We start from the raw sequence: 23,362 nt of genomic DNA, 5'->3' as shown, positions 1-23,362 counted from the left end.
TGCTCAGCAAAAAAACTTGCATTTTGACGTTTAAAACGCAAAATGTAACCGGTTACCATACAATCTATAACGATTTAAGCTAAATTACAATCGACGATTTAAAACGCAGTTAATTAACGATGTTGACAGGGATATGAAAGAGAAAAACGTCACGATTCGAGATGTTGCAAAACATCTTGGGGTATCAATAGCAACCGTATCCAGGGCGATAAGCCAACCGGATCGCGTTAGCAAGAAGAGTTTGGAACGAGTCCAAAAAGCGGTAAATGAACTCGGTTATCGACCAAACCTGCTGTCCCAAAATTTTCGCTACAAACGATCCAACACCTTAATCGTACTAATCCCAAATATTGAAAATTTATTTTTTTCGCAATTAATTCGGGGGATAGAATCCGTTGCTCAGCAGGCGGGTTTCAATGTGCTGCTAGGAGATACGCAAGACAGTCCAGAGCGGGAGCTTAATTATATTAATCTGGTAGAGACACAGCAGGCCGATGGCATCATTCAGCTCGCCACATTTAACCCAGAATTTTCGATTATACCTTCCACTAAAATTCCATTGGTTTCCGCCGGTGGCAGTGCCAACACCCCCTATCCGACAATACGGATTGACAATATTCATGCTGCAGCAGATATCGCCCGACACTTAATTGCGTTAGAACACACAGAGTTTGCGGTGATCACAGGTCTGAAAAATGATCAAAATACCCACGAACGGTTAAAAGGGTTTTGCGATACATTGCTCGACCATAGCTTAAGCCTACCTGATACCCGAATTTATAGCGGTGATTATTCGCTCGCCAGTGGCTATGAAAACGGACTACGGATCATCGCTAAACCTGAATCACAAAGACCAAGCGCTATTTTCTGCTTTAATGACGAAATGGCGATGGGGGCTTGTAAGGCAATAAGAGAGGCGGGGTTAAACATACCGGAAGATATTTCCGTGATAGGCTTTGATGGACTACAAATTGGCGAGTACAATGAGCCCGCATTAACAACAATAATGCAGCCTGGACGCTCCTTAGGGGAACAGGCTGCTCGTTATATCTTACAATGGATTGATGGTGATAAGCCCGATTACAATGACGTTATCGTTGAACATCAGCTACTCATTCGTCAAAGCTGCGACAAGCATAAGGTTAAATAGTCTTTAACCTTTACTTAATAACTCTCGTAAATCAATTAATGCCGCATTGGCGCGGGAAATATAGTTCGCCATCACCAGGGAATGGTTTGCTGACAATCCAAAACCGCTACCGTTTAATACCATCGGGCTCCATACCGTTGCCTGACTCGCTTCTAGCTCGCGGATAATTTGCTGTAAGCTTACGCCGGCATTTTTATCTTTTAAAACATCGGCAAAATCTACCTCTACCGCCTTTAAAAAGTGCAGTAATGCCCAGCAAGCACCTCTGGCTTCATAAAACTCATCGTCAATTTTCCACCAACTGGTTTTCACCATCCATTCAGCACTGCCTTGGGTCGACTGGCGAGCATTGCGATCACCAGCGAGATCCGTATTTAGCTGACTACGACCAACACTGGCACTCAAACGCTGTGAGTAGCTGCCTAATCGTTTTTCTACTTCTCGTAACCAATCATGAAGATTGTCTGCTCGTGCATAAAATTGTGCACCTTGCTGCTCCGGATCGGCGAGAATGTTGCGGAACTTGTACAAATCCTGAACGCCTTTTTTGTACATACTTTCCGAGCTGGGAAACGCCCATTTGTGGGCATCATTATTAAACTTTGGCTGCGCGCTTTTTAAAAATTTATTTTCCGAAGATTGCGATTGCGAACGAGAAAATGACTGACGCATGGCTAAGGACAAATCTCGCGTCATTTCCAATGCGCCATATTCCCAGGCAGGGATGTTATCAAGGAACACCGAGGGCGGCATAATATCATTTGCCAGATAACCACCGGGTTTGTCCCAGAGTTTTTCCGCAACCTTGATCAAGGTTGTGGTTGTGGTGTAGCCGACAACGGGATCGACATTGTTCGCCTGTGCTTCTTTTACTGCGACTTCTTTGACATTAAAGGTATCCGGTTCAAAGCTCCAGAAAACTCCTAACAGATAGAACAGGAACGCAATCACAACACCGATGATGGCGAGTGTTCGAAAAGACGTAAAAAAAGCCATAATAATTTCCTTTGGGATATTAACTAGTGATTATGCGCAGGTTTCAAACCTTTAACCGGCATTGTCACTGTCGTTTGTTGCTCATTGTCAAAATGCAATACAACATCAACCTGTTGTCCCGCTTTCACAGGCATGGTCGGGTTGAAAACCATCAAATGCAATCCGTGAGGTTGCAAGGTGACTTCTTCGCCCGCCTTAATAATAATAGAATCTAGCTTCCCCATTTGCATCATGCCATCTTTCATGGTGTGTTCATGTATCTCAATTTTCTCGCTGACGACGCTAGTCACGCTGGTAAACGTTATGTCTTTAGCACCAGAATTTTTTATCGTCATATACGCAGAGGTGACTTGGGTGCCTGGAATAAGCTCACGCATGTAGGGATCGGTTACTTCAATGTCCAGGGCAAATGCAGACGGAAGCAAAAACAGTAAACAGATTAGAGAAATGATTTTCTTCATGGAATAGTACCTCAACGACTCATGCTTTTTATTAGTGAGTAACAATAATCTCTTATTTATCAATACTCAGCAAGTTGCTTTTGCTCGTCGTTGCTGTGTTTATCTTATATTGCAACAGTGGTTACTCGGTTGTCGGTTCTCTGCACAACAACCAAATAACAAAGCCAAACAATAAAATTGGCCAAAATACGCTTAGCCCGACAACTGCTAATCCCGTCAATGCGGCCAAAAGCACCAGAATCAATGTACCAAACACGCTGATAAATAAGGTTAGGCCTACAATAAAAAATATCACCCCAATCAGGGCAGCAATGGCAATGGCCTCTATCGGCTCAACAGCTTGGTCGTCAATCACAATATCCATACCCAACCAGGCAAACATGGTGTTGCCAAACAGGTAGGTTAGCAACAAGGTAGCAATGATGGCCAGAAACAGAGACTTAGTGAATGACATAATAACTCCTTTGAATACGCCGTGAATAACAACGAAATGCGCAGGTATTACGCAGATATTGCGCAGGTATTAGCCTGCGCTTACAGGTAACGATTTGGCATGATTAAGGCTGCGACACCGTAAGCGACCAAAGTAACCGTTGGCATCATAATCAGTGCCAGAATCGCCAGCACCCTCACCACGATGCGTGGCATTGAAAAATGGCGAGCGAGGCCTGCACAAACACCACACAATTTTTTATGAACCTGATCTTTCGCAATTGACCGTTCAATTTTATATTTAACTTTACTCATACATCCTCCGCTAACGCGCCTGTTTAGACGAGCTTAACCGCTGAAATAGCGACTTAATCCAAATACGCCAGCACCGATAAAAAAGGTGATTACCGGCACTAACCATAGTGTCATCATTATTGAAAACGGAAACATGACTTTCTCCTTATCCATTCAGCAAATTCAGTTCGTTAAGAATTATTACTGAACCCTTTCTAAAACCTATGGTTGCCAACTATCCGTTGGCAACTTTCTTCTTCATTGCCTGCAATTCTTGTTCTATCGACTCTTCAGCCTCTAACTCATGAAATTGACTTTCCAGGGTTTTCGCCTCGGTCAAATCGTATGCTTCAACCTGAGCTTCTATACCGTCGACTTTTTGCTGAAATTTTTCGAATCGTAAAATGGCATCATCGATTTGCTCAAACTTTACGGTTTCACGCACTTTTAAACGCACTTCTGCAGATTGCTGACGCTTTACACTCGCTTCCTGGCGTTGTTTTGCTTCATTGAGCTTTTCCTGAAGACGGTTGCTATCGGTTTGAATCGATTCCAGCAACTTTTCTACTTGCACCAGTTGCGCTTCAATATCAGCGATAACCGGTTGGCATTGTTGTTTGGCAAGCAATGCCTGGCGCGCCAGATCATCACGACCTTTATTAATCGCTAACTCTGCTTTTTCCTGCCATTGCGCCGCTTTTTCAGTTTGCGTTCGCAACTGACGAGTCAGTGTTTTCTTCTCAGCGATTTGCTTGGCGGCCGAGGTGCGAACCTCGACCAAAGTTTCTTCCATCTCCTGAATGATCAAACGGATCATTTTTTCAGGGTTTTCCGCCTTATCCAGCAAGCTGTTGATGTTGGCGTTAATGATGTCGGTTAAACGAGAAAACGTACCCATTTTTATTCTCCTGATTTATCTTGTGTTTTATCTGAATCCGCATCGTCTTTATCGAAGTTGCTGATTTCACGAATGGTGACGGTTGGTACACCTTTATCCGTTACATACTGTGCATCGATTTTGAAGTTGTGCACTTCTTGAGCAATGCTGTTTTTAACTTGCTGGTGGAGTTGGTTCGCAACCATGCGACCTTGATTTTCCACCATCATGTCCAGGGCCGTTTGCAAAGACACTAACTGCTCAGCCTTTGCACCCGTGGTAAATAAAGTACTGGTTACTAGTACTAAAGAGGCGATACCGATTTGTTTGCTTAACGTGTTCATTTTCAACCCTTACCATACTGATTCGTATGTTTTGCTAATTAATGACTTAATCTTGTATAAGTACTTACAAGTGCTGTGCCAATTTGTTATTTTTTGTTAAGTGACTGTTTTCAAAGGGGTATATTAAAGAGTGATTTTTAATCATGGGAAGAGGCGTAGAAGAATCGATAGATCTATTAGCATATTTAACCAATGAGTTGGTGAAATTGACCAACATTGCATTTAGCTGTTGCCAAAGGTGCCAAAATTCGTAGTTCCAGAGAACCGAGAAGCGCTCCAGACACCGGGTAATCGATCCTCAAGGCTGATGAATGGCAAAAAAGGGGCGCTGATGTGTTGGTGAAAAAAACTGAAGATTTAAGATGGATAGAGAAAGCAGAAACTAGAAGCGGAAACTAGAAGCGGAAACTAGAAGCAGAGACTATAAGCTGAGAGAAGAAAGAACCCGGCCTTTGATTAGAATAAAGCGGATATACATTACAAGCCTGATTTTAAGGTATTAGTTTTAAGGTATTGCTTCTGATGTATTAGTTTTTTAGATATCAGAGCTCAGATTTACGAAGGCTTAAGGTATTTTCAGGTCTTTACCGATATTCTGAGTTTTAGAATTGAGGGATTAAGAGGTTACGTGTTTTTGGCCGAGCGCATTTGCGACTCATGAACGGATTCTACGTTTTCACGCTCCAGTAACGAAGCAATAATCGAACTACCTAACAAACAGGCCGCTGGCAGCATTAAAATAGCAAAAAATATCATTAAATTGGGCATATCAGCCTCGTCCTAATCTAAGTTGAAGAGCGCAAGCCTGGTGACTTTGCAAATTTATCCGGCTTAAAAAACCGTACATTCCGTATTCGCGTTTAAACCTGTCCCGGTTTGGATTTACTCTTTAGTCGCAGCAAATTACAAAAAGGTTCAGTTTTCTGCAAATTTATTTCCATTAATTTTCGAAATCTTTACGTTCCAAAAGGCTATCCGGTTCATTTTGCCGCATCGAAAGTCAAAATTTCCGTAAATAGGAATTCAGTATGGTTGGGGATAATGACAAGGAAGATATACAAACAAATACGGGACAGCCATTGTGTCCCGTTATTAACAAAAGCTCACGAAAGCGATAGCGCTTATTCGGTATCCGGCTGACCTGTCAGGGCATATGCCTCACGAAGCACATGAGAATTAGCCCCTTCTTTACCAGCGTTTTCCGATAAATAACGACGGAATTTACGGGCGCCAGGTAAGCCATTACACAAGCCCAGCATATGACGAACGATATGCCAAACCCGAGGGGTGTGCTGACCTGGTGCTGCAGGCGCTATCTGCTTATCAATATACTGACACATGTGATCGATAATCTCTTCGCGAGTTAATATCGGTGTATTCTTACCATAAATCACCTGATCGGCACTCGCCATCAAATAAGGGTTTTGGTAAAACTCGCGGCCAATCATCACTCCATCGATATGTTGCAAATGCTCTAACGATTGCTCATACGTGGTGATACCACCATTAATGGATATTTTAAGCTGCTCAAAATCCTGTTTAATTTGATACACACGGGAATAATCCAACGGTGGAACTTCACGGTTTTGTTTTGGGCTTAAACCACTGAGCCAGGCTTTACGGGCGTGAACAATAAAGTGTTCACAACCTGCTGCTGATACGGTTTCAATAAACTTGTGCAGAAACTCGTAGCTATCCTTATCGTCAATACCGATACGAGATTTTACCGTAACAGGTACCGAAACCGCCGCCTGCATATCACTGACACATTGCGCCACCAGCTCAGGCTCTGCCATTAAACAAGCGCCAAAACGACCGTTTTGGACCCTGTCCGACGGACAACCTACATTGATGTTGATTGCGTCATAGCCGCGCTGCTCGGCAATTTTGGCGCATTCCGTCATTGCTTTGGGATCGCTACCACCGAGCTGCAACACCACAGGATGCTCTTCGTCATTAAAAGCGAGGTAGTCGCCCTTGCCAAACAGAATCGCCCCGGTGGTTACCATTTCGGTATACAACACCGTGTGTTTACTCATTACCCGGTAGAAATAACGACAATGGCGATCAGTCCAATCCAGCATTGGCGCCACAGAAAGTCTATCGTTCACACAAATTTACTCAAAAACTAAAGTGCTGCAATTATAACGCAGAAAAAATCGGCGGTCAGGTCTTGAATTTCGCAATCGTCCGACTGATTGCGACTGATTAATGAATAGAGAAACAAGAGCAATTTCTTTCATCGAATATGCGCCTGTGGCATAAGCCTGAAAAACACCTTGGCTCTTATCGATAATGATAGTGGTTTGGTATTAAACAAACTCAAAAATATCCGGACGGATAGTGCCCATATTTGACTCTACAAAGAAAAACAACGGTTGAGCATTTAGTAGCAAAGCAAGTGCTATACATGGAGTTACTTTACCAACCTTATCTTTAGAATCGTTAAAGTTGGTGTTTTTAATCTCAGCATAAAAAAGCAATCAGTTTCACTATCATAAAATCGCCCCTTTTTCTCGGTAGCCCGCCTCCAAAATGCAATGCGACCTGATTCACGAAAAATCGATTCTCATTTTAATTGCAAAAATCTCGTTTGATCTGAAACCTCTGGACATTAAAAGCCACAACCAGTTGGGAGAGTTTCTTTTATCAAGATGCACGGTTCAGGACTGGAACCCATTAAATCAGATTGAAGGTTTAGTTCATTAATAACAACACATTACGACAAAGCACTGTCAGTGTTTAATCAACCCAGAATCCGACACCCTTCTTAAATCAACCACTTACCATGATGGCACGACGTTTGCTCAGTGTTCACTGCTGTACGATCTGTAACGTTAACCATGAGGAAATATTCAACATGAATATTCGAACCCTAATTTGTACAGTGATAGTAGTTTTGGCATTTGTCACTACAAAAAGCATGGCAGCTGCAATTGTTATGGAAGGAAACTACATTAAAACCGCTGTATCCGATGACGGTACGCTGGGATATGAAGGATTGGGAATTCTTTATGATCCAACTGGCACACAATCGTTTACCAATGATGTATTAAGTCCTGGCACTTCCTGGGAAATATTTTCAATCTCCTCCAATCAGACTGGATTGCTAGTTAACCGAAATCATGGGCATGATGATATCGAAGGCAATCTGTTTTTCATCAATTCACCGACCGAATACGGCAATTACGCAGGCTGGGACGCCATATACGAAGATTATTTCTGGCTTTCACTTAGATATTATTTCGATGACAACCTGCAGACTATCTTTATTGAGACTTTTATCTATGCGGTACAAGACCTAAATAACGTATCGTTCTTGCGAGCAATTGACCCTGATCAGGACTTTAGTGGTTATGGCTATTTTGAAACGTTTAACCTAAGAGGTTATGAAGATGCTCGACCGGAAGATTTTGTCTATGCGGTTGGGCCGGGGTCAGGCAGCATCATGGGCCTTTATAGTAACAGTGATTATTACCACAACACAGCATCCACAAACCCATGGTCTGAGGATCCACAGGATTATTTGAACGGTGGTGCGTTAGGCTATGGCGATCAGGCCATAGGTATTGCTGTAGACTTTGGTGATATCAAAAAAGGGGAGGTCGTTAGATTTGCATACCAATATATGTTTGGTCCAAATCTGGACACAGCATATGATCCAATCGTCACGCGGGTCGATGTGCCTGAGCCAACAAGTTTAATTATATTAGCTTTGTCAGTATTAGGAATCAGATATAGAAGCTTTACCAGATAACCATTAAAAAGGACGCTTCGGCGTCCTGTTCCCTAAACGCCCATCACGATATGATTTCGGCAAAGTTCTTTGAGAGAAATCGTAGGTCAGGTCTTGAATTTCGCAATTGAAACCTGACTGCTACCCCCTTGAAACGAAAAGCTCAACCATCTGGCTGAGCTTTTATTCGATCCAGTTAACACAGTTTCGGAACTGAACTAATTAATTCATCGTTTGATTATTTTTCAAAGATATTTTCTTATCTTCAATGTATCTTGAATCAAGGAAAGTAACTGAAGAACAGCTATCATCCCATATGGGTTCTTTCAGGATCCACCTGTAATCTGTCTCTAACCCAAAATGTCCTAGCTTGGCTTCCTTAATTAAATTACCACTTTTAAAGTCAATGACCATGGCGTACCAATCATTTTTCTCATGGGTTTTATCAGTCCCCCAATACGCCACATAACCACAGACAAAAGGAATTGAAAAATAGCCAAATTTTGGAAAGTCGACTTTGGTGGGAATGATATTATCTTGCGTAATATAAAACCAATCGTCCGTAACCCACCCGGAAACTTGGCGCTTCTTATTATTTTTATATTTGCTTTCGATAGCAGTCTCAAGGTCTTTCTTATTTTGGGCTTCACACGTGTTGAAAATTAAATGATCATCAATAATTCGTAAATCGATAACCCAAGCAATAAAATCTGAATTCACCGTTAATCTGGAACAGTAATACATACTTAAGTCATTATCGAATTCTACCTCTTCCCCTAAGGAAAACCAGTTATCAGCTTCCTTAGCAGCAAGTTGCCCAATTGAAAACAAAAACAGAGCAATTATTGAAAGTGCCTTCATATAAATTCCCGATATATAAAGATATAGTTAAAACTCAACCATACCAAAAAGCTCTCAGGACGCTTGGATACAAATTTAAACAAATAAATTTTTCAAGTTTTGGAAGAATAAACTAAGCAATCCACTCCCCTTTAAGGTATTGATTCAATTAAAACAATCAATAGAAAACAAGCTGCTAGCGGTTAATACCACTGACCAAGATGGGCGACATTGCGGATAAATGTCTGGAAAAGGGCGAGCAACTTTTTGAGGTTTTAGTACACTAAAAATTAGGTCTGCTGTTTTTGAGGGCGTATTATGCAAGAAACGAATGCTAATAAAGTATCATCTGACTCCGAAGAAACTGAGGAGTTGAGAAACCAACACCGCCAGGAGACGCTGAAAACTCGAACGCCAAAGCGTGATGAGCGTCACCGGGATGAGCGTCACTGGGATGAGAAAGAAGAGCCGTGTTTTGTCTTAGGCTATAACTAATAGCCATCTACCTTCAGGAAAACGCTCTATTGTGTTTTGAAGCGAAGCAACTGCTGCGCCCATTTGTCCTGAACACCCAGCCACTGAAGCAAGCTTTGGAGCTAGGTTTCGGTGGGCCTGGCTTAACAGCAAGATGCTTTCACTCCCAGTTTCTCAGGACTGCAGCACGATGTTTTAGCTTTTGACGTATTAGCTTTTGACGATTCGATAACATCGGCTTGAGCAACCTGCTTTGCAATGCGCGCTTTCATTTGCGTGTTTCTCTCGCTGTAGCGGTCAACCAGCATGTCTTTGTTGTCACGTGTTAATAGCGTGAACTTCATTAGCTCTTCCATCACATCAACAATACGCTCTCGATATGCCGATGCTTTCATCGAACCATCATCGTTAAATTCCTGCCAAGCTTTGGCCACTGAAGATTGATTAGGGATAGTTAACATTCGCATCCAACGGCCTAGAATTCGCATATTATTCACCGCATTAAAGCTCTGCGAACCGCCACTTACCTGCATGACCGCCAGAGTTTTTCCTTGGGTTGGGCGCACCGCGCCATCGCTTAACGGGATCCAGTCAATCTGGTTTTTCATTACCCCAGACATATTGCCGTGGATTTCCGGCGATGACCAAACCTGAGCTTCTGACCATTTCACCAGCTCGCGAAGTTCCTGCACTTTCGGGTGCTGCACAGATTCGCCATTATCAAATAGAGGCAGGTCTTTTGGGTTAAAAAACTTTACCTCGGCGCCAAAATGCTCAAGCATTTTTCCGGCTTCGATGGCCGCATACCGGCTCATAGATTTTTTTCGTAGTGAGCCATAAAGCACGAGTATGCGTGGCTTGTGGTTACTTGTCGCCATTGCTTCAGGCGTAAAGTTAAAGGTTTCGTTTTGCAAATAGTCCATAATTTTCTCCTGGTTTCTGGACATTTTGCTTATAAGACGAAGGTAATTTGAAAAAGACGAAATTATTTTAATAAATTATTGTATTCGCAAGACTCTTCCTGATTAACAGACAAAAATATATCCAAAAAGTTAGACTATTTAAGAAATGCTATGTTTACTGGCGCTTAAGTTTTGCCATCATTAAGCTACGCCTAGTACTTAATAATAGCCGTAAGCCCAAGCGCCCCAATAAAAAACTCGCACCGCCTATACCCGCAAAAAGTACAATGTTAGTGCCATAGTATTCATACATCAGCTCGTTAACAAAAGCCCCCGGAAATATGTACTCAGGATCAACCGCTAGTTCTTCGAAGATGATGCTGGATTGCACGACGTTTATGACCAAAAAGTAATACGATTCCATAACCAACAAAAATAAAGTGACAAATATGAGATAAAGGATTAATCCGGTTATATTCACCAATATCCCGGTCTTGCCACTCGAGTATTTCTCTAACCCAGCATAGTAAATACTTACCAACAACAGCGGTAGTAGATAAACCAGTTCACTTTTGTTAAGTGAAAAAAAGCCAGTAACAAACATAACCAACAAGACTAATCCGAAGCCTGCGCTAAACCTGAAAAAGCTTCTGTTAATTTGGGCCATAAAACTGGGCACTTTTTTGCCAGCTAACAGTCCACCTAAGCTAAGTGAAAGTAGAGTGATTAGAGCTATTGATATGTAGTGTATTATCGAAAAATAGTTCTCTGGAAAATTTTTCGAAATTAATGCGTGCATGCGCTGTGAATAGGAAGCATCTGAAAAGATAAAATCCGGAAAATAAATTACCAATAATCCAAATAGGACAAATAACGCGAACGAGAGCCCGCCTAATACATCCAGTGCTTTGTATTTACTCATTTTATTCAAGAATACACTCAGCAGAAAAATTCACCATAGCAATCCATTATTTCTCAGACAACTGATTCAAGGTGTAATAAACCTTATCAACACTTACCTGACGGCCTTTTGTATCGCGAAGGCCAGTAAAGTCTATCTGCACTACTCTGTCGGCGGCTAACGGCAACAAAACATCAATAGATTTACCATCATCAGCTAGGGTTACTTTAGAGATATTTAGCGATTCGAGATTCTTTTTCGGCGAGCCATAATTGCTGGAATAATGATAGTTCCAGTGCTGAGCGGTAAAGCTTGCAAGCGTTACCGAGCCTTTATCGAGCTTGTCGGTGAAAGTCAGGGTAAAACCCTGAGCATTCAGTTTGATATCAAGCAACTCAAATGGATTGGTGCCATCCCACACCACTTTTTGCAGACCAAAAGGCTTGCCACCAACAGCGCCCCAACCGCCAGCTGTCTGACCGATCCAGAGCTGGCCCTGGCTATCAAATTCGGCGCGGATATTGCCACTTTGAAACTTATTCATAAAGTTGATAACCGCCCCCTGATACTGACCATTAACCTTATCCAGCAACACCCGAAATACATTCGACTGAGTTTGATCGCCGATAAAGATCTGCCCGGCAAATGGTCCGAACTTACCTTGTGATTGATCCCATTCCGGATTTCCCGGCGAGTTAGACACTTCAATATGCGGGATCCAAACCACCGGTTTTTCGCTCATTGCCGCCAGTTCCTCGAGCGACATTTTCGCGACGCTGTCGCGGGAAAAACCCTCGATATCAATAAGCGATACCGGGTGGCCGTAAAACTTGCCCTTGCGCAATAAATGCATTTTTGAGGTGGGAACCCAATCGCCCTGATTGTCGGTAAAGAACACCTCCCCTTGTGGGCTTGCGCCTATACCTGCAGGAGAGCGAAGCCCCCAGGCGTAGGGTGAGTACTCACCTTGTGGGCTAACCTGATAAGCGAAACCGCGATGCCCGCCAGCACTACCCATGGCACCTAAGGTAAAAGCATCAGGATTGTTATGAGAAAGATTTAACGTGCCGTAGTAATTACCATCTAAGTCTTTCGCTGGGCCAAAGTTATATTCATGGTAATTATCATGAAAATCCCACTCACCGGCGAAGAACTGATAGCTGTCGGCAACACCATCGTTGTCGGTATCGGTTATTCGCGTTAATTCTGGCTTTTGCGCCACCACAATAGAACCATCATCATCCACCAATAGGCCAGTAGGTTCATGCAAACCTCTGGCAAACTGTTTCCAGGTTTCGTTCTTATAGGTCCAAACTTCACCAAGGCGGGTAGCGACATAAATGGTGCCATTTTTATCACTGTCGAGGCCGGTAATGTGAAACTGCACATCTTTTGGGGTGGTGATGGTTTCAATGTGATAACCATCTGGTTTGTATTGGTGCTTTGGCGCCTGATCGGCGTTTGCTGAAAATACCGCTAACGTTGCGACTAACGTCAGTGCCAGGGGCATAATTGCAAGCGGACGAGGTGTTGATAAATATCTGGTCATAATGATGTCTTTTTTATTATTTAATCGGTATCGATTTTAGCTTTAGCGCTTTGAATTAGCTTTTAGTCTTAGCGCTTTGAATTAGCTCTTTGAATTAGCTCTTTGAATTAACGCTTTTTATTTACATGGGATGTATTTGTGCGCTGACCAGAAAACTGGCAGAACCTTTATCATTGAGCTTAACGCGCTGCATTGTGTAATCTTTTTCGTCACTCGTTTCAGGCGTATTTGTACCCGGTACATTCCACGTTAATTTCCGCGATTTCGGCAGACGAATCGTTAACTCTTCGCCAGCGGTACCTGTCACCTGATAATGAATATCCAGTTGCTTTGATGTAACCGCCTTAGCACTTACCTGTACCTGATGACTTCCCTGTGTATAGCGAAACACGGGTTCGCCATGTTGCATTTGATACCCCATAAAGCGACAGCTTTCCTGAGTATCGAACGTAAGAGCCTTAGGCGAATGAAACACCCAATCGCCGAGTGGAATACTGGCATCTTCACCGCGACCGCCAATGTTAGGACCTATATTGAGAAACTCTCCCTGCCACAGGCCAACAATATCGCAACTACGGGAGTTAAAGGCATAGTTGATCTGTTGAGGGGTGGCTACAGAAATGGAATAGGCTGGCAAGTTCGTGACTTTGATGCGCTGCACCAGGGTTTCCCCTTCAGCATTTAAATTAAACTTTTTGTTTAACATGATTTTCTGAGCCCGGGTGGATAGTGCAAACTTTTTAATGCTCATATCATCATTGGTGGCAATCAATACCAGATTGCGTTGCCCGGGTTTACTGTCCGCCGAACGATAGGTGATTTTGAGTGTCTGCTTACCCCTTGCAACGACCCAGGTTGGAAACCATTCGCCAAAGCGGTTATCTCGGGCAATGGGCTTGCCATCGACCTCAAAATCGATATCCGCTTTTGCGCCCCACTCTATCCAAATCCGCGTATCTTCATCGCGACTGGTATAAAAATCTCCGGAAAATTCAATAATGTAATGCTGAATTTCTGGCAACCGAAAGTCGGCGAGATTTTTAGGCAAAGTTCCAGATTTCACCAATTTGTCATCACTTATGGTTCGATCATCCTTGCTTTGCATTTGATAAAGTTTGTAGGTCAGTCCATCAAACCCCTGACGCTGAGAGAGGATATAGGCAACGATAGATTGCAGTTGCTCAGAATTAAATACGCCCTTAAACCCTGGCATCCCGGCGTTCATAAAACCGGACTCGATGTTAGCAAGGATTTCAGAGGGCTGACTGCCGTGCACCCACTCACCATCTTTTAAGTTAAAGCCAGAACCACCGCTTAAGTCTTTACCATGGCAAGAAGCGCAAACCTGTTCAAATAAGGTTTGCCCTTGCGCGGTCACCGCAGAGTTTTGCGATAAGGTTGTTAGTAACTGATTCTGATGTGCATTTTTAGGCTGGTTTTCGACATTATTGGCAAGTGTTAAGCCACTGAACAGAAATAAACTAGCCGCAGTCATTCGGGTAAAAGCCCCGTATAATGCGCTTCCTTGGCGATTCATGATGATTGTACAACCCGGGCAAACTTGCCTATGCAATTAATAATGTTAGATAAAAACTATCTACCTGCCCGGTAATTGTCAACAATTTACAAGTAATTTAACGCCGTATAACGCCATCATTAAAAAAGGCTAAACGTTTAGCTTCCGGCTTTCAGGTTCTGATTAACTGCGCTTTTAGCGATCGTCAACTTCTCGCCATCAGGCCAGGTAACCGTTAAGGTATCGACTTGCTCACACCCGCCTAGCCCAAAATGCAGATAACGCTGGGCGCCGTTAGAATACGCGGCACTGGTGGCACCAAGGCGTTTAACCTGGGCGTTACCGCACGCAGTAACTGTGACGAGTGCGCCAAGTGGCGACGTAGCATTTTTCGGTGAGTTACCAACCTCGACACTGAGATAATTGCCAGCATTGTTCGCGCCATGATTATTGAACAGATGCCATTTGCCCCGCTCCTGGCCAATGATTAAATCCATGGCACCATCGAGATTAACATCCATCGAGCTTATGCCCATACCGATAGCGCCAAGCTCGTTCATGACAATATTATGCTCGCTTACTTGCTCAAAACCCTGGCCGTTATTGAGGAATACCAGAGCTTTGTTTTGAGTCACCAGATAACCACGAACGGTGATCACCAAATCACTAAATCCGTTGTTATCAATATCGGCAACCGTTGCACCGGTTGTGTGAGTGTCAAAGTCCAGATTCAGCGCTTTGCTTGCATCGACAAACTTGCCGTTGCGATTCTCCAGCATGATATCGGCAAGCCCGGATAACTCATCTTGTTCAACGATATATTGAGCGCCTTGTGGCGCCTTTTCTAGCTGACGAAGTATGCCGGTTGACGGTGACCAGATATTACCAGCGATGCGCCAGTTGCGATTGCCGATGTAACCTATGTATGTGCCTTTCTTTTCAGGATTATTCAGAGTATCGGGAAAGCCCAAAACATCACTGCTATCTAATTTGAGATTACGGCCAGAATGAGTTTCGCCGCTAAATTGGTAATCGTATGCCGACTCGCCAAGATGCAGGGCTTTATTTGGCCACTGCGATTGCAGATTTTCAATGGTAAGCACTTCACCAGCTTGTAGGTGATTAATATCAAATGCTCCGCGTTTATTGTAAAAACCCCATGCATTGAGTTTTTTATTGTAAAAGTTTTCGCCAGCGTTAAAATCTTTGCCGCGGGTAAAAAACAAATCGAAATCACCATCGTTGTCGTAATCGATTTCGCTAATGCTGGTGACATCTTTGAGTTTGAACGGAAATATAGCGTCGGATACGTCAGTGAAACTGAAATTGCCCGTTCCCTGATAAGCTTTTATCGCCCCATGTCCATACATCAAAATATCGACAAGATTGTCCTGATTAAAATCGGTAATTAACACCTTCTGACCATCAACAAACGATGCGGGTAGTGTCGCCTTTAATGTCAGCTCGCCATCGGTGTTCTCATACAAATAGTTTTCACTCTTCCCTTTCTTTTCTCGCGAAGGAAAAGCAAAGTTGAGCAAATCTAAATCACCGTCATTATCGATATCGACAAATTTAACGGTGCGACCCCGCATCATCGCCAAAGGCTCGTTAAAGTCGGCAAGCGGTGTGAACTGGCGCTGCTTGCTAACCTGATATATCTTGGAATTGCGAGCATTGCTGCCAGAACCACCACCACGAGAGATAATCAATTCGACATTACCATCAGCATCAAAATCAGCGGCTGACACGCCATGGGAGTCTCCCATTAATACATCATAGGGCTTGCTAAATTTGCCCCGGTTATTCCACATCACCCGAATCGCAAAACCGTGATCGTTAATAATTAGATCGTCATAACCATCCTGATCTAAATCGGCGACAACAGGCGCATCCCACTGTCGACGATTTTTCTCTTCACGGGGAAAACTTTTGGTCGAGGCTTTAAAGTCTACCATTGGCGTTGTTGTTGCTTTCTCGATATTGGCATTCGTTGTGCCCGTTTCGCTGTTAGCACCTGAGTTAGACGCGGCGTTTTGACAAGCCGCCAGCACAGTTATTGCGAAAGGTAAAAAGCATAATTTTGTTATTGTTGTCATGACTCAATGTACTCACATGGTTTACTTTTGAGATGAAAAAACATCCGCATTGCGTGAAGAAATCAGCAATCGTTTCAAGCTCAATGCGAATAGTAAGAGCAACGACCAGGTCATCGCACCACCACCTCCAGAGCCTCCGTCTGAACTTGTACCAGAATCACTGCCAGAGCCGGTATTGCCGCCAGAGCCGCTCGCGGCATTAACCTGAATATCTACATAAGCACTAAAACCACCATCGTTACTGGTAACCGTAATACGACTGCTACCTTCTGCAACCGCGGTAACTAAGCCGGTTGCATTTACGGTTAACACATTGGTGTTTTCACTTTGCCAGGTAAAGGTTTGATTGGTCGCATCCTGAGGAATGATATTCGCCACTAACTGCAAGGTATTGCCAATATCCAGTGTCGTTTGTGCTGCACTTAGCTCGACCGCCGTTACCGGAATATGAGTCGTTACTGTCTGGGTATCAACACTCAATAACAACACATCCATTGGCTGCATGGTAAAACCAGAAGTCAGCGTCTTTGCATTGATAATATTGGTTATTTGTTGCGGTGTACCGGTATCGGTCGCAAGCTGGATTTGCAATGCCTGCTGACTGGTATTGATAAGAGACATAACCTGGCGCTGCAACCCTTCATCAAAATACTGATTGGTTAACACACCAAACACAGGTTCTTCTAAAGCCGTTTGAGCCGCCGTTGCGGTGATTTTAACCGTTGCTGCATACCGGTTTTGATACAAATCAGTGATTTCTGTCGCCATGGTCAGAACATCCGAGGCCGGTATATGTACAGCCTTGGCAAATGCATCAATCGTACTACGGTTTTGACCTTGCTCGGTTTGCCCAAAACTTTGTGCAAGGCCGACAACTAACGCTGAGTTGTCCGCACTAACATAATCAACCAACGCCTGGTAATCCGTGTCACTGATAAAACTTGTGGGTGGGATCACTAACGTTTGCTCATTAGCGTTCAGTTGAGACAAAGTCTTGGGTGTCACAAAACCGACTGGAATATTGGTGATTTTCAAGGCCTCATATACCAGAGACATCTGCTGTGTATATCCGGGATCCTGAATCGCGGTATCCTGACTAAAATACAACATCAAATTACGCTGTTTCGGCACCAGATTCGTTACCTGATTACCATGGGCATTGATTTCTTTAAATGCCCTACCGTAGGCATCAAGCTGTATTGGCTGAGTCACACTGGTGCCAATAAAATCGGCGCGGGTATCGATACTGCCGTCATCCTTGCGGTTCCAAACCCAACTGGTGAAATTAGCCGTACCCTGAGTAACAGCTAACCAGATGGCGGCTCGGGTAAATTCTGCCGACATATGAAAATCACGCCAGCGGGCACCTGAAAGTCCATGCCATTCCGAGTCATAATATAATTTGTCAGGGGTAATGGATTTGAAAAAATCCAGCATCATTGCCTGGGAGCGCCATTCAAGACTATAGCGCTGGCGCCAGTCCTGGGCGTGGCGTACATCCCATTGCGCATCAAAGGACGACATTTGGCTATCAACACCCGGCATATCGACTAAATTAGCAATGGCTTCAAAGTCCAGACCTTCATCATGATATTGCGTATACAGCGATCGCTCGCCCATAATTTTTATGTGCGTTTTCGCCAAAGGATCAACACTATGCACGCTGGTATGTAAATACTCAAACCAGTCATTGACGCGATCCATATTAAATCGATTCCAGTCATACCAAACCGCACTGCCCTGCAAAGACATTGACAGAGGGATGGCATAGGCGTCGATGGCTTGCTCAAAACTGCTGTAGCTTGTTCCGTATTGCTGATTAAGCTTGCTAATATCCGAATATTTTGCCGCCAGCCAGTCTGCGAATTTGGCATAGGTGTAGTCGGATAAGCCGCGGTACGCATTGACCCCTCCCGCCCTTATCGAAAAGGTTGGTTCATTGGCCAGCATATGTACGCGTTCACGATCACCAAGTAATTCAAGGCCAGGTGTTAGCTGCAATTCTAACGTGGTGTCAATCCACTGTTTTACATTAGGGTTGTCAATATCGTAATCGGTAAATAGTCGGGTTCCGCTGGCAAAAGCCTGGGGATATTGGTCTCGCAACCAGGAATTTTGCGGCACGATATGGCCGAGAAAAAACTGTATTGGGGTTCGGTTCGCGGTTTTTTCTGCGTCAATTCTTTGCTGAAAATTGATCCTGCGCCAATTATTTAACGCGCTATCATTTTGTAAATCCTGTACCGAATAATATACCTCACCACCGCGACCAAAGGCCTGGGAAATATCTTCGTCTTTGGGTTGCCAGAAAAACTTACTGGCAATGACTTTATTGTCGCCAAGTCGATAAAAATCCTTGTCCTGCACTAACGTGCCCTGGGATAAATCCGGTGCGTTTGTCAGGCTAATATCGCCATCTATCTGTTGTTGTAATTCCGCGATTGCCGCATCGGCAACCTCGATGGCATCGGCTAGTTCATCAAAGGGCAACCCCGTAGCACCAACAGGGTCATTCTGACTGAAGTTTTTGGCATTATACATTGCCTGAACCTGTTGCGGATTGGCTCGGTCCCACGGCGCGAAGACATCTTTAAATAAGCGAATCGTGGTTTGAGATACCTGCGCATAATCTGTGGTTAAACCCAACGCTTTGGCTTCAGCAACTTTTGCATCCAATTGCTGTGATTTCTGTTCAAGTTGGGTTTGTAAGTCGCTAAACGCTTGTGCATTTGTCGCCCCGTCATAAATGCCCGCCATCACCGACATAGGCATGCAGAGGCTAATGGCGAGCACAGCCGAACTGCTCAGGTTAAATATTCGTTTCATAACAAGTCTCTAATTTATTATTTTTATGGTTATTTGGTTGGCGTGAATTCCACAAAGAAATTTGCCGTCAGGCGACCCGTTGTCGGATCGGCATTGACATCATGTTCCGGGTTTTCGATATAGGCAGAGTGCAACAAGGTTGACGGATAAATCACTAGCCGATTGGGCCGATAATCCACGTGCTTGATTAACTCAAAATGATCGGTCGAATCGGTGATGTATTTTTGCTCCGGGCCACCACATTGATCCAGGTGTTGCTGAGCCGTTTCCAGATATCGTGGCTTACGGTTGTCATTAATATTCTCAAAACCACTTGGCTTATGGCGATAAAAACCCGTACCCCCGAATTGCCCCGGATTAAGGTAATGGATGATCGCAAAACTAAAGCACGAGGTATTGTCATAATGGGGAATACATTGCAATAATTGCAATCTATTCTCAGGCTGAGTCAGCAACGAGTAACTGCCATTTTTAGGGTTCATTCGCAAATCCCGTGGCACCCCAAATACCTGATACAGCACTTTTGCGGCATGCGTCAGTACGGTCATACCGTAATCTTTTGATACCGGTGCCCGCACGCCGGGATAAAATGACTGTTGGTGATTGCGGTCACGATATTGCATGCCCGCAGCTTCCAGAATTGGCGCTGCGGTATCAAGCATAAAATCATCAATGACAAATATCGGCGTCTGCTCATGGCCTACCCGAAATGCCTGTTGTTGCATTCCGGGGTTCAGATGCATAGACATGGTGCGAACTACTTGGCTGCTTGAATTTCGAAATGCTTGCCAAATTTACGGCCAATAGGTTCTTCGCCGTCAACTTCGGTTAAATAGATGACCCAGGCATATTTGCCCGCAGGAAAAGAAGACTGCACATTGTTCATTGGCAAGTTAAATTTACCTGGCTTTTTCACCAAATATTTTAATGAGCCATGTTCTTCCCAGTTTTCGCTATCCAGCAATTTAATCCATAACTGACGCTCTTGCGTAATGTCATAGCGCACTTCCAAGTCCAGGTCTTGATCGCCATCAACGCTTGTTGGCCATTCAACTTTTTTTACCACGTCACGTTTAGCAAAACCCAAAGGCGCAGCCGCAGGCTTTTTAAACACCTTCTGGTCGAGCACTTGTACATTGACATTCGTCGGCGGCGCCAAACGGTCATTCCAGTTTTTTGCTCTTGGGGTCAGGTATGCGGAAACGCGATAATTGCCCGGCGCCAAATCTTCGGTATCTAACGTAAAGTGATATTTACCACTTTTTTTGATCCGCTTCATCGAACGTTTAACCGTGGTCCAATCATCGCTATTTTGAAAAGCGACATGCAAATCGCGTGTTTTTTTCACCGCCACTTCTAAATGCACTACAGGCTTTTCAGTGAATCCAATTTGCTCTTGTGCGGAAAGGCTAACGATTTCATCGGTTTTGGCGAGCGCGGTTTGCTGGACACACATAAGGGTCATCGCCAACCCAATCAAACTGAAGTTTTGCCAAAGTTTTTTCTTTAAAGTTAATGTAAACATTTATCTATCTCCCCATACTTACTTCGTCGATATAGCTACAGCTAAAGTTTTATAATGTTAATATCGTCGATATAGACTTCACTGGCATCGCCCTGGACATCTTCTTTGCGAATGACAATCCGCAGTCTGTCTTTTCCAGACGATGTTTTTTGTTGTACAAATTGCGTTTCAACCTGGGTCCATTGGTTAACCTCAACCTTCGAAATATCAATCGGCTTAAGGACTTGCCAGGGATCTTCCAAAATAGCGGTAATCGCCTTTAAACCACTGGCATTTTTTTTCAGGACTTTCATGGTTAACTGATAGTTACCTGGCGACAAGTCAATTGAACCATCGGCGGCAAAAGCTACCACTTCGTTTTCGGTAAATGGTTTTTGATGGGCAAATTTGAGGCTTTTGCGCCCGGTATTGAAGACAAAGTCGTCATGCTCGGTAATGTTCAGGTAATTACTGCTTTTATCGTCTATCCACCAGAATTTTTGATAACCATTTCGCGATTCAGGTTTGTAAACAACTTCACTTAGATACGGACCTTCAAAGCCAAAGAATGCCGGTTGTAACAGGTTGTCGTTTGGTTGTTGCCAAACACGAACATAATCAATTTCAAAATCGACAGGTAGCTCATGTTCCTCAGGGATGCCATGCCAGGGAAACACTTCCGAATCAAACCATAGCTCCAACGGGTTATTGAGCAACCAGGTATCCCCCATCTCTTTCTGGGTAGCGTGATGTACTAATTCCCCGTCGAGATACATTTTCAATCCATCCGGTAGCCATTCAACGCCATAGGTATAGAATCTTTCTGCCGTGCGTTCTGGTAAATCGTGACCATGCTTCCAGACTTTATTCTTTTTGGGGTGACCCGGGCGCCAGTCATGAATAGATGTCACAAAGCGCTTTTCAGGTTTGCGAGAACCGGTCTTTACCCGGCCAATTAATTCGAAAACATCCAGTTCCTGCTGGTAGCCCGTTCCCCAAAATGCGCCCGTCATCGCTGCATCTGGAATTTTCACCCGCACTTCCATATACCCATACAAAAATGTGTGATGGCTGATCACCGCCGCGGTGGTAATGTTTTCAAACTTGTCAATTTCTTGTCTGGCCGGTGGTGCTCCGACAAATGGGTAGTCTGGCTGCCATTGGGTACGCAGTTTTAGCATGCCATTTTCTAAACGCACATTATGTGGGGCAAACTGAGAAGGTGCGCGACCTTTCCATAAATAAAATTGTTGATCTGTGCCCTGCACATACCATTTAAAAGTATCAAGCTTGGCTCCGTTAAATTCATCGGAGACATCCTGGTTAAGTACCCAGTTTTTTTGGCTGTTTTGTTCAGACAGTGGCATGACTGGCGCAGCGATGACACTACTACAAATCAATAAGCTGGTAATAAACAGGCTGTTTTTCAATAGGTTCATCGTTATGGTTTCTTCTTGTACACTCGGACCCAGTCGACTTGCATAGCACTTGGATAACCGTCTGCCGTTGCCGCTTCAGGTACCTGACAACGGTTCAGGTTTTGTGGGCAATCTCGATAGCTAACCTGGGGAAACCTTAACCCTAATGACAGCGTCACATGCATTGGCAGGTGCCAATATAAATTCGGTTTTTCAGCGACTTTTTTGCCATCTAAATACCAGGTAATTTTATCTTCGCTGACTTCGGCGCCGTAAACGTGAAAATCATCACGAACATCGAAATCGGCATGTATTTTATTTTTCGTTAGTTCAGGGAATTTACCTGGCCTTTTCCACACTTCCTTACCGTTCTCGATAATACGGGTGTGTAAGTTCATATCGATAACTTCCGGACCATCATATTTTTGATATGTCCCTTCAATCCACTCAGACTGTTGCAACTCGACGATATCGACTTCCGAATAGGTCGGCTCGCCTTCTTTGGTGCCCTTAAGGCCCATCTTTGCAACTTCATCATTCAAACTGTAAATCCAAAATGCCGGACTCGAACCTGGGAACGTGGGCACGCCTTTAATACGCGCTTCGTAATACCCATAAGTTTGATAGCCATAGCTTCTGATGATGCCAGAGGTATAAAATAGATCTACATCGACTTTACGACGATTCTTGTTCCATCGTTTTGCCGTATGCTCAGAGTAATCAATTTGAATATTTAACAAGCCATCTTGTTGCCAGACATTATCCGGTTCCCAAGACCAAGGCCCCCAATCCGCAGGATCTTTATTCCATTTGTTCGCATCAATATCACGATTATCAAATTCATCGGATAGAGAATTAACCAGTTGCCATTGTTCTGATAATTGCGCAGGCAATACGGGTTGATAAGTCAGAGACGCACCGTCATCAGTAGATGGTTCACTGCTGCAGGCCATAAGTGTCAGACAAAGCAAGCCGACAAGTGAGGAAGTTGTTTGTTTCATAAGAATATCCAAAATGAAGGGAAAAAAGCCGCAACGTGTGCG

At 43.8% G+C, this 23,362-nt stretch carries 22 protein-coding genes; 3 read left to right on the top strand and 19 right to left on the bottom strand.

The window, feature by feature from the left end; translation table 11 throughout:
* The first annotated feature begins 133 nt into the window (after positions 1 to 133).
* Positions 134 to 1,150, top strand: a complete 1,017-nt coding sequence (locus tag FE810_RS12155) for a LacI family DNA-binding transcriptional regulator (RefSeq protein ID WP_138320329.1) — start codon at positions 134 to 136, stop codon at positions 1,148 to 1,150.
* A gap of 3 nt (positions 1,151 to 1,153) precedes the next feature.
* Here FE810_RS12155 and FE810_RS12150 read toward each other — a convergent pair whose 3' ends face one another.
* The 8 genes from FE810_RS12150 to dusA form a co-directional block, all read right to left on the bottom strand.
* The gene (locus FE810_RS12150) at positions 1,154 to 2,146 is read right to left on the bottom strand and encodes a DUF2333 family protein (RefSeq protein ID WP_138320328.1); all 993 of its coding nucleotides are present in this window, start codon (positions 2,144 to 2,146) and stop codon (positions 1,154 to 1,156) included.
* Positions 2,147 to 2,169: 23 nt separating this feature from the next.
* The gene (locus FE810_RS12145) at positions 2,170 to 2,607 is read right to left on the bottom strand and encodes a copper chaperone PCu(A)C (protein ID WP_138320327.1); all 438 of its coding nucleotides are present in this window, start codon (positions 2,605 to 2,607) and stop codon (positions 2,170 to 2,172) included.
* Between the two features lie 121 nt (positions 2,608 to 2,728).
* Positions 2,729 to 3,061 carry a hypothetical protein gene (locus tag FE810_RS12140; protein ID WP_138320326.1) on the bottom strand — a complete coding sequence of 111 codons (333 nt, stop codon included), beginning with the start codon at positions 3,059 to 3,061 and terminating at the stop codon, positions 2,729 to 2,731.
* A gap of 80 nt (positions 3,062 to 3,141) precedes the next feature.
* On the bottom strand, positions 3,142 to 3,354 hold the full coding sequence (locus tag FE810_RS12135) for a PspC domain-containing protein (RefSeq protein ID WP_138320325.1): 213 nt from the start codon (positions 3,352 to 3,354) through the stop codon (positions 3,142 to 3,144).
* Between the two features lie 214 nt (positions 3,355 to 3,568).
* A complete protein-coding gene (pspA, locus tag FE810_RS12130; RefSeq protein ID WP_138320324.1) occupies positions 3,569 to 4,231 on the bottom strand; it encodes a phage shock protein PspA in 663 nt (220 codons plus the stop codon).
* A gap of 2 nt (positions 4,232 to 4,233) precedes the next feature.
* Positions 4,234 to 4,554: a hypothetical protein gene (locus tag FE810_RS12125; protein ID WP_138320323.1), complete on the bottom strand. Its 321-nt coding sequence runs from the start codon at positions 4,552 to 4,554 to the stop codon at positions 4,234 to 4,236.
* A 624-nt stretch (positions 4,555 to 5,178) separates the two neighbouring features.
* Positions 5,179 to 5,322 (bottom strand): hypothetical protein, encoded by a 144-nt coding sequence (locus tag FE810_RS17095; protein WP_171022348.1) that lies wholly within the window; start codon positions 5,320 to 5,322, stop codon positions 5,179 to 5,181.
* Positions 5,323 to 5,675: 353 nt separating this feature from the next.
* Positions 5,676 to 6,665 (bottom strand): tRNA dihydrouridine(20/20a) synthase DusA, encoded by a 990-nt coding sequence (dusA, locus tag FE810_RS12120; RefSeq protein WP_281278332.1) that lies wholly within the window; start codon positions 6,663 to 6,665, stop codon positions 5,676 to 5,678.
* A gap of 749 nt (positions 6,666 to 7,414) precedes the next feature.
* On the opposite strand from dusA, the gene FE810_RS12115 reads away from it, so the two are divergent.
* Complete coding sequence (locus FE810_RS12115) at positions 7,415 to 8,311, top strand: hypothetical protein (RefSeq protein WP_138320321.1); 897 nt, start codon at positions 7,415 to 7,417, stop codon at positions 8,309 to 8,311.
* Between the two features lie 201 nt (positions 8,312 to 8,512).
* Here FE810_RS12115 and FE810_RS12110 read toward each other — a convergent pair whose 3' ends face one another.
* Positions 8,513 to 9,151 carry a hypothetical protein gene (locus FE810_RS12110; RefSeq protein WP_138320320.1) on the bottom strand — a complete coding sequence of 213 codons (639 nt, stop codon included), beginning with the start codon at positions 9,149 to 9,151 and terminating at the stop codon, positions 8,513 to 8,515.
* 297 nt (positions 9,152 to 9,448) lie between these two features.
* Here FE810_RS12110 and FE810_RS17090 point away from each other — a divergent pair, with 297 nt between their 5' ends.
* Complete coding sequence (locus tag FE810_RS17090) at positions 9,449 to 9,625, top strand: hypothetical protein (RefSeq protein ID WP_171022347.1); 177 nt, start codon at positions 9,449 to 9,451, stop codon at positions 9,623 to 9,625.
* 122 nt (positions 9,626 to 9,747) lie between these two features.
* Here the strand turns inward: FE810_RS17090 and arsH are convergent, their stop codons facing one another.
* The 10 genes from arsH to FE810_RS12060 form a co-directional block, all read right to left on the bottom strand.
* Positions 9,748 to 10,527, bottom strand: coding sequence for an arsenical resistance protein ArsH (gene arsH / locus FE810_RS12105; protein WP_212744506.1), 780 nt, complete (start codon positions 10,525 to 10,527; stop codon positions 9,748 to 9,750).
* A gap of 154 nt (positions 10,528 to 10,681) precedes the next feature.
* A complete protein-coding gene (locus tag FE810_RS12100; protein ID WP_138320319.1) occupies positions 10,682 to 11,428 on the bottom strand; it encodes a hypothetical protein in 747 nt (248 codons plus the stop codon).
* 46 nt (positions 11,429 to 11,474) lie between these two features.
* Positions 11,475 to 12,956, bottom strand: a complete 1,482-nt coding sequence (locus FE810_RS12095) for a DUF7133 domain-containing protein (protein WP_246037044.1) — start codon at positions 12,954 to 12,956, stop codon at positions 11,475 to 11,477.
* Between the two features lie 121 nt (positions 12,957 to 13,077).
* A complete protein-coding gene (locus FE810_RS12090; RefSeq protein ID WP_138320318.1) occupies positions 13,078 to 14,493 on the bottom strand; it encodes a c-type cytochrome in 1,416 nt (471 codons plus the stop codon).
* A 137-nt stretch (positions 14,494 to 14,630) separates the two neighbouring features.
* Complete coding sequence (locus FE810_RS12085; RefSeq protein ID WP_138320317.1) at positions 14,631 to 16,571, bottom strand: CRTAC1 family protein; 1,941 nt, start codon at positions 16,569 to 16,571, stop codon at positions 14,631 to 14,633.
* A 21-nt stretch (positions 16,572 to 16,592) separates the two neighbouring features.
* A complete protein-coding gene (locus FE810_RS12080) occupies positions 16,593 to 19,397 on the bottom strand; it encodes an Ig-like domain-containing protein (RefSeq protein ID WP_138320316.1) in 2,805 nt (934 codons plus the stop codon).
* Positions 19,398 to 19,426: 29 nt separating this feature from the next.
* Positions 19,427 to 20,146, bottom strand: a complete 720-nt coding sequence (locus FE810_RS12075) for a DUF6445 family protein (RefSeq protein WP_138320315.1) — start codon at positions 20,144 to 20,146, stop codon at positions 19,427 to 19,429.
* An 8-nt stretch (positions 20,147 to 20,154) separates the two neighbouring features.
* Positions 20,155 to 20,922, bottom strand: a complete 768-nt coding sequence (locus FE810_RS12070) for a hypothetical protein (protein ID WP_138320314.1) — start codon at positions 20,920 to 20,922, stop codon at positions 20,155 to 20,157.
* A gap of 41 nt (positions 20,923 to 20,963) precedes the next feature.
* Positions 20,964 to 22,340, bottom strand: a complete 1,377-nt coding sequence (locus FE810_RS12065) for a family 16 glycosylhydrolase (RefSeq protein ID WP_138320313.1) — start codon at positions 22,338 to 22,340, stop codon at positions 20,964 to 20,966.
* Between the two features lie 2 nt (positions 22,341 to 22,342).
* Positions 22,343 to 23,320, bottom strand: coding sequence for a family 16 glycosylhydrolase (locus FE810_RS12060; protein WP_138320312.1), 978 nt, complete (start codon positions 23,318 to 23,320; stop codon positions 22,343 to 22,345).
* Positions 23,321 to 23,362 lie beyond the last annotated feature (42 nt).

This window comes from Thalassotalea litorea (assembly GCF_005843925.1).
Classification (GTDB): domain Bacteria; phylum Pseudomonadota; class Gammaproteobacteria; order Enterobacterales; family Alteromonadaceae; genus Thalassotalea_A; species Thalassotalea_A litorea_A.
The sequence above is the reverse complement of the archived record's forward strand: the minus strand, read 5'-3'. Positions and strand labels throughout refer to the sequence as shown.

Excerpts from the sequence above, each read along its gene's own strand:
- FE810_RS12085 (WP_138320317.1), bottom strand. The coding sequence starts at position 16,571 with ATGACAACAATAACAAAATTATGCTTTTTACCTTTCGCAATAACTGTG.
- FE810_RS12155 (WP_138320329.1), top strand. The coding sequence starts at position 134 with ATGAAAGAGAAAAACGTCACGATTCGAGATGTTGCAAAACATCTTGGG.
- FE810_RS12125 (WP_138320323.1), bottom strand. The coding sequence starts at position 4,554 with ATGAACACGTTAAGCAAACAAATCGGTATCGCCTCTTTAGTACTAGTA.
- FE810_RS12100 (WP_138320319.1), bottom strand. The coding sequence starts at position 11,428 with ATGAGTAAATACAAAGCACTGGATGTATTAGGCGGGCTCTCGTTCGCG.
- FE810_RS12115 (WP_138320321.1), top strand. The coding sequence starts at position 7,415 with ATGAATATTCGAACCCTAATTTGTACAGTGATAGTAGTTTTGGCATTT.
- FE810_RS12075 (WP_138320315.1), bottom strand. The coding sequence starts at position 20,146 with ATGTCTATGCATCTGAACCCCGGAATGCAACAACAGGCATTTCGGGTA.
- pspA (WP_138320324.1), bottom strand. The coding sequence starts at position 4,231 with ATGGGTACGTTTTCTCGTTTAACCGACATCATTAACGCCAACATCAAC.
- FE810_RS12080 (WP_138320316.1), bottom strand. The coding sequence starts at position 19,397 with ATGAAACGAATATTTAACCTGAGCAGTTCGGCTGTGCTCGCCATTAGC.
- FE810_RS12060 (WP_138320312.1), bottom strand. The coding sequence starts at position 23,320 with ATGAAACAAACAACTTCCTCACTTGTCGGCTTGCTTTGTCTGACACTT.
- FE810_RS12090 (WP_138320318.1), bottom strand. The coding sequence starts at position 14,493 with ATGAATCGCCAAGGAAGCGCATTATACGGGGCTTTTACCCGAATGACT.
- FE810_RS12145 (WP_138320327.1), bottom strand. The coding sequence starts at position 2,607 with ATGAAGAAAATCATTTCTCTAATCTGTTTACTGTTTTTGCTTCCGTCT.
- FE810_RS17095 (WP_171022348.1), bottom strand. The coding sequence starts at position 5,322 with ATGCCCAATTTAATGATATTTTTTGCTATTTTAATGCTGCCAGCGGCC.
- FE810_RS12135 (WP_138320325.1), bottom strand. The coding sequence starts at position 3,354 with ATGAGTAAAGTTAAATATAAAATTGAACGGTCAATTGCGAAAGATCAG.
- FE810_RS12070 (WP_138320314.1), bottom strand. The coding sequence starts at position 20,922 with ATGTTTACATTAACTTTAAAGAAAAAACTTTGGCAAAACTTCAGTTTG.
- FE810_RS12140 (WP_138320326.1), bottom strand. The coding sequence starts at position 3,061 with ATGTCATTCACTAAGTCTCTGTTTCTGGCCATCATTGCTACCTTGTTG.
- FE810_RS12065 (WP_138320313.1), bottom strand. The coding sequence starts at position 22,340 with ATGAACCTATTGAAAAACAGCCTGTTTATTACCAGCTTATTGATTTGT.
- FE810_RS17090 (WP_171022347.1), top strand. The coding sequence starts at position 9,449 with ATGCAAGAAACGAATGCTAATAAAGTATCATCTGACTCCGAAGAAACT.
- FE810_RS12095 (WP_246037044.1), bottom strand. The coding sequence starts at position 12,956 with ATGACCAGATATTTATCAACACCTCGTCCGCTTGCAATTATGCCCCTG.
- FE810_RS12150 (WP_138320328.1), bottom strand. The coding sequence starts at position 2,146 with ATGGCTTTTTTTACGTCTTTTCGAACACTCGCCATCATCGGTGTTGTG.
- arsH (WP_212744506.1), bottom strand. The coding sequence starts at position 10,527 with ATGGACTATTTGCAAAACGAAACCTTTAACTTTACGCCTGAAGCAATG.
- FE810_RS12110 (WP_138320320.1), bottom strand. The coding sequence starts at position 9,151 with ATGAAGGCACTTTCAATAATTGCTCTGTTTTTGTTTTCAATTGGGCAA.